Genomic DNA, 9,070 nt, shown 5'->3' with positions numbered 1-9,070 from the left:
CGGTGGGCGTGTCGCTGGTGGTCAACAGCCTGCTGCAGGCGGGTCCGCACATCACGATCGAGTTCCGCACTGCCGAAGGGCTGGAGGCTGGCAAGACCGAGGTGCGCTACAAGGAGGTGGTGGTCGGCCGCGTCGATGCGGTGTCGCTCAGCGAGGACCGCAAGCGCGTGATCGCCTCGGTGCGGCTGGCGCGCTCGGCCGCGGCGCTGGCGGTGGAAGACAGCAACTTCTGGGTCGTGCGGCCGCGCATCGGCGTCGGCGGCATCAGCGGCCTGGCGACGTTGGTGTCGGGTGCCTACATCGGCGCCGATGCCGGCGTGTCCACCGAAGACCGCAAATCGTTCGTCGGGCTCGAGGTGCCGCCCTTCGTGCTGCGCGGCGAGCCGGGCCGCAGCTTCGTGCTGCGCGCGCCCGACCTGGGTTCGCTGGACGTCGGCTCGCCGATCTTCTACCGCCGCACGCGCGTGGGCCGCGTCGTCGGCTACACGCTCGATGCCGAGAAGGACGAGTTGCTGGTGCAGATCTTCGTCGAGGCGCCGTACGAGCGGCTGGTCAACAACCGCTCGCGCTTCTGGAACGCGAGCGGGTTCGACTTCACGCTGAACGCGAGCGGGCTGACGGTGGACACGCAGGCGCTCACGTCCGTGATCGCCGGTGGGGTCGCGTTCGAGCACTCCGAGCTCGCGACGCCGAACGCGAAGGACGAGGCCGAGGCGGCCGCCGGCACGCGCTTCTGGCTGTTCAGCAACCGCAAGGCGGCGATCGCGCCGCCGGACGGCCCGCCGATGCGGCTGAAGTTCGTGTTCGACCAATCGGTGCGCGGGCTGTCGGTGGGTGCGCCGATCGATTTCCTCGGTGTCGAGATCGGCGAGGTGCGTGCCATCCGCCCGGGCTACGACGCGCAGCGCAAGCGCTACCCGATGGAGGTCACGGCAGACGTGCACCCGCTGCGGCTGGGCGCGGTGCGCGGGGCGCTGGTCGAGGGCGGCGGTGGACGTGCAGGCGACCGCGCGGAGCGGGCCGAGCGGAACGTGCGGCTGTTCCAGCGGCTGGTCGAGAACGGCGTGCGTGCGCAGCTGCGCACCGGCAACCTGCTGACGGGGCAGATGTACGTGGCGCTGGATTTCATCCCGAAAAGCCGTCCGGCTGCGCTGGTGATGGCCGACGGCGTGCCGCAGGTGCCGACGGTGCCGGGCACCTTGTCCGACGTGCAGCCGCAGATCGCCGAGATCGTCGCGAAGATCAACAAGGTGCCGTTCGACGACATCGGCCGCGACCTGCGGGCGACGCTGGCGCAGGCGCGCGAGGCGATCGCGAAGCTGTCGCCCGAGGCGCAGCAGTCGCTGGCCGAGGTGCGCAAGACGCTCGATGCGTTGCAGGGATCGCTGGGCAAGTTCGACCGCAACCTGCTCGACCCGGACGCGCCGGTGCAACGCAACGTGGAGCAGACGATGACCGACTTGCAACGGGCCGCGCAATCGCTGCGCGTGCTGACCGACTACCTGCAGCGCCATCCCGAATCGCTGCTGCGCGGCAAGCCGGCGGATCCGCCGCTGCCGTCGCTGGAGAACGGGCGATGAGGGCGTGGATCGCGGCATCGTTGATCGCGATGCTGGCGATGGCGGGTTGCGCGTCGCAGCCGCCGGTGCGCTTCCACAGCCTGCTGCCGGCGGCGTCGTCTGCTTCGGCAGCGTCGGCACCGACCGCAGGCGCACCGCTCGTCATCGAGCTCGGCCCGGTGACGGTGCCCGCCGCCGTCGATCAACCGCAATGGGTGCTGCGTGCCAGCGACGACAGCCTGCGCGTGCTGGAAGGCGAGCGCTGGGTCGCACCGCTGCGCGATGAGTTGAGGGCGGCGGTGATGGCCAGGCTGGCCGAGCGCTTCAATGCGGTTGACGCACGCACGCAGCCCGGCGCGGCGAGCGGCTGGCGGCTGCGCATCGAGGTGCAGCGTTTCGAGTCGCTGCTCGGCCGCGAGGCCTGGATCGAAGCGGCCTGGTCGGCCGCCTCGGTCGCGACGCCGGTGCGCACGCTGGCCTGCACGAGTCGGCTGCACGAGACGGCGGGTGCCGATGCGCCGTCGATCGCCGCGGCGCATCGCCGCGCGGTGCAGCGGCTGGCGGATCAGATCGGCGAGCGGCTGAAAGCGATGGATCAGTCGGCCGCAGTTCCCGCTTGCTGAACGCAATCAACGAAGCATGCGGACGCTCGCATGCTCGTCGATCACTTCAATCTTTTCCCCCCAACAAGAGCGGCTGGTGTTGAGCGGCGCGGCCGAACTCACCTCAACCCGGGAAACGCATCCTCCAGCCGATGCACCCCCCCCGCGTTCCGCGCGTCATACCCCGGCAGCAGGTCCGCCGCCGCCCGGAACTCGTCGCTTCCCAGCACCGCCATCAGCTGCTGCATCGCCGGCGTGTCGAAGAAGGCCTCGTCGCACAGCAGGAAGTACTGCTCCGTCTGCAGCGGAATGAAATCCAGCTCGAAGCGCCGAGCCGCCGTCTCGACCCCGAAGCCCGCATCGGCCATGCCGCTCGCCACGTACGCGGCCACTGCCGCATGCGTGCGCTCCCACGGCGCATAACCGACCGTCCCGGCAGGGTCCACCCCCGCCTGCTGCAGCAGCAGGTCCAGCAGCAGCCGCGTGCCCGAGCCCGGATCCCGGCTGACGAAGCGCACCTCCACGCGCGCCAGGTCGGCCACCCCCTGGATTCGCATTGGATTGCCGCGCGGCAGCATCAGCCCCTGCCGCCGCGTGCTCACGTCGATCAGCATCTGCTCGCCCGGCCGCAGCCACGGCCGGTAGTGCGCGACACCCGCCGCCTCGAACTCGCCCTGCGGCACGTGCACGCCGGCCACGTCGCACTGCCAGCTCGACACCGCCGACACCGCCTCGATGGCCGTGCAGTACTTCCATTCGAGCTGCATGCCGTCGGCCAGCAACTGCTGCTGCAGGATCTCGATCGAGAACCCGTGGCTCGCATGCAGCCGCAACACCGCCGGCGGCTCCTCCATCGCCTGCGCGATCTCGGCCTCCAGCTCCGAGGCGATCGATTCGAACAACGGCGTCAGCCGCGCCGCAATGCGGTGGTCGGCCCACACCAGCTTCTCGCCCAGCGGCGCCAGCGTCGAGTTGCGCCCCGGCGACATGCGCAGCAGCGGCGCACCGAACAGCTCATGCCCCTGCCGCACCATCTGCCAGGCATGGCGGTACGACAACCCGCTCACCTCGCAGGCACGCGCCAGGCTGCCGTGCTGCTGCACGAGGCGCAGCAGTTCGATGAGCCGCGGCATCAGCGTGCCGCTGCCCTCTCGGCTCAGCGACCACTGGGGCTTGATGGTGACTTTGTTCACGAAATACGGCCTTATCGTTTTCCTGCCCATGTAAGCGATTGCTTGTTCACGGGCCTATGTCCACGGCATCATATTGCCGCCACGCCGGCCCCTGCCTACAGTCGGAGCCTGCGTGTCACTGCAGCATCAAGCCCCGTGCGAGCCCGGCGGGATCTTGAATACCGATACTCACAAACCCGGGAGCAAGAATGTCCACAACCACGGCGGATTCGACAGCATCCGCGCCAGCCCCTGCCGCTGGTCTGCTCGACAAAGAGCGCACCATCGCAGGCCCTGGCTTCAATCGTTGGCTCGTCCCACCGGCCGCCCTCGCGATCCACCTGTGCATCGGCATGGCCTATGGCTTCTCGGTGTTCTGGTTGCCATTGTCCAGGGCACTGGGCATCAAGGAAGCCATCAAGTGCGGTCCTGAGGTCGGCTTCTTCGCCGAATTGTTCACCACCACCTGCGACTGGAAGGTCTCCACCCTCGGGTGGATGTACACCCTGTTCTTCGTGTTCCTCGGCTGCTCGGCGGCGCTGTGGGGCGGCTGGCTCGAACGGGCCGGCCCGCGCAAGGCCGGCGTCGTCAGCGCGCTCTGCTGGTGCGGCGGCATGCTGATCTCGGCGCTCGGCATCCACCTGCACCAGTTCTGGCTGATGATCCTCGGCTCCGGCATCATCGGCGGCATCGGCCTCGGCCTCGGCTACATCTCGCCGGTGTCGACGCTGATCAAGTGGTTCCCCGACCGCCGCGGCATGGCCACCGGCATGGCCATCATGGGCTTCGGCGGCGGCGCGATGATCGGTTCGCCACTCGCGGCCGAACTGATGAAGAACTTCGCATCGCCCACCGGTGTCGGCGTGATGCAGACCTTCATCGTGATGGCGGTGGTGTACTTCGTCTTCATGCTGGGCGGCGCCTTCGGCTACCGCGTGCCGCCGAGCGGCTGGAAGCCCGCAGGCTGGACCCCGYCGGTCGCGCAGACCGCCAACGCGATGATCACGCAGCGCCACGTGCACGTGAAGAAGGTGTGGGGCATTCCGCAGTTCTGGCTGGTCTGGCTGGTGCTGTGCATGAACGTCAGCGCCGGCATCGGCGTGATCGGCATGGCCAGCCCGATGCTCCAGGAAGTCTTCGGCGGCAGCCTGATCGGCGTGGCCAAGAAGATCGGCGAACTCGACACCGCGCAGAAGGCGGCGATCGCCGGCATCGCGGCGGGCTTCACGGCCCTGCTGAGCCTGTTCAACATCGGTGGCCGCTTCTTCTGGGCCAGCATCTCGGACAAGCTCGGCCGCAAGCTGACCTACACGATCTTCTTCGTGCTCGGCGGCGTGCTGTACGCCAGCCTGCCGGGCAGCGCAGGGGCCGGCAGCACGCTGCTGTTCGTCGGTGCGGTGTGCATCATCCTGAGCATGTACGGCGGCGGCTTCGCGACGGTGCCGGCCTACCTGGCCGACCTGTTCGGCACGCAGATGGTGGGCGCGATCCACGGCCGCCTGCTGACGGCCTGGGCCACGGCCGGCATCCTGGGCCCGGTGATCGTGAACTACATGCGCGACTACCAGCTCGGCCTGGGCATCCCGCGCGAGCAGGTCTACAACCAGACGATGTACATCCTGGTCGGCATGCTGGTGATCGGCCTGCTCGCCAACCTGTCGATCCGTCCGGTGGCCGACAAGCACTTCATGAACGATCAAGAGCTGGCCGAAGAGAAGCGCCTGGCGCATGACCGCGCGGCTGCAGCCGACGTGGGCAGCGGCCCCGGCGCAGGCGGCACCACGCCGACCTTCGTGGTCGCGCTGGCCTGGGCGGCAGTGGGCATTCCGCTGGCCTGGGGCGTCTACAAGACCTTGCTCACCGTCGGCAAGTTCTTCGCCTGAAGCTGTAGAAGCAACCCAACACGCCGATAAGTCGGCGTGGTGGGTTTGGTTTGCCTGATTGGGAGCGTTCGAGAAAAATGGCAGAGCAGAAGATCGAGTTCTACAAGGGTCCGGCCGGCGGCTGGGGCGCGCTGAAGAGCGTGGCGCACCAGCTGCTGCAGCACGGCATCGCGGCCAAGGGCGCGAAGACGATGCTGTCGGCCAACCAGCCGGACGGTTTCGACTGCCCCGGCTGCGCCTGGCCCGACCGCGACCACACCTCGACCTTCGAGTTCTGCGAGAACGGCGTGAAGGCGGTGGCCGCCGAGGCCACGTCCAAGCGCGCGACGCCCGAGGTGCTGGGCGCGCACACCGTCTCGTGGTTCGCCGAGCAATCCGACTTCTTCCTCGAAGACCTGGGCCGCATCACGCACCCGATGGTGTATGACGCGGCCTCCGACCGCTACCAGGCGATCGACTGGGACCAGGCGTTCGCGATGATCGCGCGCGAGCTGCGCGCGCTGCCGGACCCGAACCAGGCGATCTTCTATACCTCCGGCCGCACCTCCAACGAGGCGGCCTTTCTCTACCAGCTGTTCGTGCGCGAGTACGGCACGAACAACTTCCCCGACTGCTCGAACATGTGCCACGAGCCGAGCGGCTCGGGCCTGCGCCCGACCATCGGCGTCGGCAAGGGCACGGTCACGCTCGACGACTTCGAGCAGGCCGATGCGATCCTCATCTTCGGCCAGAACCCCGGCACCAACCACCCGCGCATGCTCGGCGAGCTGCGCCAGGCCTCGAAGCGCGGCGCGAAGATCGTCAGCTTCAACCCGCTGCGCGAGCGCGGGCTCGAGCGCTTCGCCGACCCGCAGAGCGCGCTCGAGATGACCACGCTCGGCTCGACGCCGATCAGCTCGCATTACTTCCAGCTGCGCATCGGCGGCGACCTCGCGCTCGTCAAGGGCATGTGCAAGCACGTGTTCGAGCTGGACGACCGCGCGCAGCGCGACGGCGCCGCCCGCGTGCTCGATGTRGCCTTCATCGCCGAGCACACGCACGGCTTCGAGGCCTTCGAGGCCGACGTGCGCGCCGAGAGCTGGGAAACGATCGAGGCCGAATCCGGCCTCACGCAAGCGCAGATCTGCCAGGCCGCCGAGCTGTACGCCGGCGCGAAGAGCGTGATCGCCTGCTGGGGCATGGGCATCACCCAGCACCAGCATTCGGTCGCGACGATCCAGATGATCACCAACCTGCTGCTGATGCGCGGCAACCTGGGCCGCCCCGGTGCCGGCGCCTGCCCGGTGCGCGGCCACAGCAACGTGCAGGGCGACCGCACGATGGGCATCTACGAGAAGCCGGCGCCGGCCTTCCTCGACCGCCTGGGCGAGGTGTTCGATTTCGAGCCGCCGCGCGCCGACGGCTTCGACACCGTCGCCGCGATCGAGGCGATGCTCGACGGCCGCGGCAAGGTGTTCTTCGCGATGGGCGGCAACTTCGCGTCGGCCACGCCCGACACGCATGCCACCTGGAAGGCGCTGCGCCGCTGCGAGCTGACGGTGCACGTCGCGACCAAGTTCAACCGCAGCCACGTGATCCACGGCCGCCAGGCGCTGCTGCTGCCCTGCCTGGGCCGCACCGAGGTCGACCTGCAGGCCGCCGGCACGCAGGGTGTGACGGTCGAAGACTCGATGAGCATGGTGCACCTGTCGTCGGGCATCAACGCGCCGGCCTCGCCGATGCTGCTGTCCGAGCCGGCGATCGTCGCGCGGCTGGCGGCTGCCACGCTGCCTTCCAGCAAGACGCCGTGGCTGTGGCTGGTCGAGGACTACAGCCGCATCCGCGACAAGATCGAGGCGGTGTTCGACGACTTCGCCGGCTTCAACGAGAAGATCAGGAAGCCGGGCGGCTTCCGGCTGCGCAACACCGCGTCGGAGCGCGTGTGGGTCACCGCATCGAACAAGGCGCAGTTCAGCGCCCATCCGGTGCCGCGCGACACCGCCGTGCACCGCGCCCGCCAGCAGACCGATGCGGTCGTGCTGACGCTGGCCACGGTGCGCTCGCACGACCAGTACAACACGACGATCTACGGCATGGACGACCGCTACCGTGGCGTCTACGGGCACCGCCGCGTGGTCTTCATCAACCGCGACGACCTGAAGGAAATCGGCATGAAGGCCGGCGACTGGGTCGACATCACGAGCGTGTACTTCGGCGACGCCGGCAATGACGAACGGCGCACCGCCGACAAGTTCCTGCTGGTCGAGTACGACATCCCGCGCGGCTGCATCGCGAGCTACTACCCCGAGACCAACGCGCTGGTGCCGCTGCAGAGCTTCGCGATCGGCGCCCGCACGCCGACCTCGAAGTCGATCCCGGTGGTGCTGACACTGCGCCCGAAGGACGGGTCGGTGGCAAACGCGCGCGATGTCGTCGAACCCGCCGTCGCCTGAGGAAGCTGAAAACGCACCCGCGCCGCTCGAGGAGCGTGCGCTGCCGGAGTTGCTCGAGCTCGACGAAGACGGCCGCGGCGTCTCGCTGACGCGGCTGGCCAAGCGGCTGGGCGTGCGCGTCAGCGTGCTGATCCGCCTCTACACGCGGATGAGCGATGCCCGCATCGGCGACGCGGTCGGCCCCGGCTGGGTGCGCCTGCAGGTCGACGAGGCCGGACAATGGCGGGCYTTCGCCACCGACATCGCACGCCGATTGACATGAGCCTTCCCCAACCCGACACCTGCGACCTGCCCGACAGCCTGCCGCCCACCGAGGCGGTGTCGGTGCGCCGCCACGTCGGTGCGGAGGCCAGCGAGCGCCGCGACACCGTGGCCGTGGAGTCGCCGGTCGCGCTGGTCTTCAACGGGCTGTCGCACGCGGTGATGATGGCCACGCCGACCGACCTGGAGGCCTTCGGGCTCGGCTTCGCGCTCTCCGAAGGGCTGATCACCGGCCGCGACGAATGCCGCGACATCGAGGTGATGGCCCATGCGCGCGGCTGCGAGGTGCACCTGACGGTGTCGTCACGTGCGTTCGCGGCCCTGAAGGACCGCAAGCGCTCGCTCGAGGGCCGCACCGGCTGCGGGCTGTGCGGCATCGACAGCCTGGCGCAGCTCGACCTGATGCCCACCGCGCGCGTCCCCGAGCACGCGCCGATCCCGGCCGACGTGGTGCTGCGCGCGTTCGCCGCGCTGCCGGCCCGGCAGGCGCTGAACGCGGTCACCGGCGCCTGCCATGCGGCCGGCTGGGCCACGCCCACCGGCGAGCTGCTCGACGTGACCGAGGACGTCGGCCGCCACAACGCGCTCGACAAGCTGCTCGGCCGCCTCGCGCTGGCGGGCCGGCTCGGCGCACCGGGCTTCGTCGTGATGTCCAGCCGCGCCAGCTACGAGCTGGTGAGCAAGTGCGCGCGGCTGCAGGTCGGCACGCTGGCCGCGATCTCGGCACCGACCTCGCTCGCCGTCGACATCGCGCGGCAGTCGGGGCTGCAGCTGTACGGCTTCTGCCGCGGCCAGCAGGCGGTGGACTACACCGCGCTCGCGACGCTCGGCTGACACGCCCTGACATCGACAAACTGGGGGGTTCGGTTTCCGCGAACTTGGGGATGCCGTGAACGCGGCGTGAAGGCACGCTGTCGTTGCTGCCTCACCAGGACCAACCATGGCCCCCCCGGTCGTCGACCTGAGCAAGACCCTCTCGCTGGCCACGATCACCGCCGACGAGCGCGCGCTGCTGGCGCAGTTGCAGGGCAACCTGTTGAAGGGCCACGGCCGGCCGCAGGCGGCGCACCTGCTGCTGAAGTTCGGCCATGCGCAGGCCGGGCGCGACTTCCTGCGTGCGCTGCGGCCGCGGCTCGGCCGTGCCGACACGCAGCTCGCCGA

8 protein-coding genes are annotated in these 9,070 nt (G+C 69.4%); 7 read left to right on the top strand and 1 reads right to left on the bottom strand.

All coding sequences use genetic code 11. From position 1 onward, the window contains the following. Window positions 1-1,580 (top strand): PqiB family protein (locus tag AC1D01_RS11680; RefSeq protein ID WP_477866298.1); only part of this gene is annotated, 1,580 nt, incomplete at its 5' end. Then, window positions 1,577-2,182: a PqiC family protein gene (locus AC1D01_RS11675; protein ID WP_477866296.1), complete on the top strand. Its 606-nt coding sequence runs from the start codon at window positions 1,577-1,579 to the stop codon at window positions 2,180-2,182. The genes AC1D01_RS11680 and AC1D01_RS11675, both read left to right, overlap by 4 nt. 98 nt (window positions 2,183-2,280) lie before the next feature. On the opposite strand, the gene AC1D01_RS11670 is transcribed toward AC1D01_RS11675, so the two are convergent. Continuing rightward, a complete protein-coding gene (locus AC1D01_RS11670) occupies window positions 2,281-3,354 on the bottom strand; it encodes a substrate-binding domain-containing protein (RefSeq protein ID WP_477866294.1) in 1,074 nt (357 codons plus the stop codon). Between the two features lie 188 nt (window positions 3,355-3,542). Here AC1D01_RS11670 and AC1D01_RS11665 point away from each other — a divergent pair, with 188 nt between their 5' ends. From AC1D01_RS11665 to AC1D01_RS11645, 5 genes are all read left to right on the top strand, one after another. Further along, window positions 3,543-5,216, top strand: a complete 1,674-nt coding sequence (locus tag AC1D01_RS11665; protein ID WP_477866292.1) for an OFA family MFS transporter — start codon at window positions 3,543-3,545, stop codon at window positions 5,214-5,216. 77 nt (window positions 5,217-5,293) lie between these two features. Then, entirely contained in the window at window positions 5,294-7,648 is a 2,355-nt protein-coding gene (locus tag AC1D01_RS11660; protein ID WP_477866290.1) for an FdhF/YdeP family oxidoreductase, read from the top strand. After that, on the top strand, window positions 7,623-7,910 hold the full coding sequence (locus AC1D01_RS11655; RefSeq protein ID WP_477866288.1) for a hypothetical protein: 288 nt from the start codon (window positions 7,623-7,625) through the stop codon (window positions 7,908-7,910). Before AC1D01_RS11660 ends, AC1D01_RS11655 begins: the two co-directional genes overlap by 26 nt. Continuing rightward, complete coding sequence (fdhD, locus tag AC1D01_RS11650; protein ID WP_477866286.1) at window positions 7,907-8,743, top strand: formate dehydrogenase accessory sulfurtransferase FdhD; 837 nt, start codon at window positions 7,907-7,909, stop codon at window positions 8,741-8,743. Before AC1D01_RS11655 ends, fdhD begins: the two co-directional genes overlap by 4 nt. A 106-nt stretch (window positions 8,744-8,849) precedes the next feature. Continuing rightward, window positions 8,850-9,070, top strand: a 221-nt coding sequence (locus AC1D01_RS11645) for a hypothetical protein (protein WP_477866284.1), incomplete at its 3' end; no start/stop codon positions are given.

This window comes from Rhizobacter sp. P3_B12 (assembly GCF_056402895.1).
This window is presented reverse-complemented; position numbering and strand designations above follow the sequence as displayed.